This is a genomic window from Castellaniella sp. GW247-6E4 (assembly GCF_040276065.1).
In the GTDB taxonomy this organism is placed as follows: domain Bacteria; phylum Pseudomonadota; class Gammaproteobacteria; order Burkholderiales; family Burkholderiaceae_B; genus Castellaniella.
The window spans coordinates 1-1,021 of sequence record NZ_JBELOI010000045.1 but is presented as its reverse complement, the minus strand read 5'-3'; the positions used below and the strand labels follow the sequence as shown (position 1 = coordinate 1,021).

Sequence of the window (1,021 nt, the reverse complement as noted above, 5' to 3'; positions counted from 1 at the left end):
CATAATGCAGAAAAATTGCTCAAAAATAGGCCAAAAGCGGGATGATTTTCACCGCGACAGGCCCGTTTTGGGCGCTCTGCGCCCATTCCGGGCGCACCTATCCCGCCGCAGCCATCAAGTGATGGCGTACCTTCCACACGTTGGCCAGCGCAAACAGCATCTTCAACTGCGCCGTGTTCTTGGCCAGTCCCCGGTAGCGCACCTTGGTGAATCCAAACTGGCATTTGATCACCCGAAACGGATGCTCCACCCGCGAGCGCAGGCTGGCCTTGGCTCGCTCGTAGGACTCCAGCATCCGACCCATGTTGCTCTTGCCCAGCGTGCGACGTTTGCCTGGGCGCATTGCAATGTGCCACTGCACGTTGCGCCCCCGGTTTTCCTCTCGGTCCTGGACTCCTCGGTAGCCTGCATCGCCCAGCACCAGTTCTTCCTCACCATGCAGCAGCGCATGGGCCTGCGTAACATCGTGAACATTGGCCGCCGTGCCCACCACGGTGTGCACCAGCCCGCTCATGTCCACGCCAAGATGCGCCTTCATGCCAAAGTGCCACTGGTTGCCTTTCTTGGTCTGATGCATCTCGGGATCCCGCGCGCCTGCAGCGTTCTTGGTCGAGCTGGGCGCTTCGATGATCGTGGCATCAATGATCGTGCCCTTGCGCACCGTGATGCCCTGGTCGGCCAACAGCAGGTTGACCGCTTCGAGGGCATCGGCTGCGATGTCGTGCTTCTCCAGCAGGTGGCGAAAGTTCAGAATCGTCGTCTCGTCCGGAATGCTGCCGCGCGTCAGCGACAGTTTGGCAAAGTTACGTATCGAGGTGCTGTCATACAGCGCCTCTTCCATCGCCGGGTCCGAGAGGTTGAACCACTGCTGCATGAAGTGGATGCGCAGCATCACTTCCAACGGGTAAGGCCTGCGGCCGTTGCCGGCCTTCGGGTAGTGGGGTTCGACCAAGTCAGCGAAGACCTTCCAGGGAACAGCCCGTTCCATCTCAGCCAGGAACTTCTCGCGGCGCGTCACCTT

1 protein-coding gene is annotated in these 1,021 nt (G+C 60.3%); it reads right to left on the bottom strand.

Features of this window, described 5'->3' with window-relative positions; genetic code table 11:
* Nucleotides 1–97: 97 nt before the first annotated feature.
* The coding region (locus tag ABS761_RS16855) for an IS5 family transposase (protein ID WP_350409549.1) at nucleotides 98–1,021 on the bottom strand (924 nt) is incomplete at its 5' end.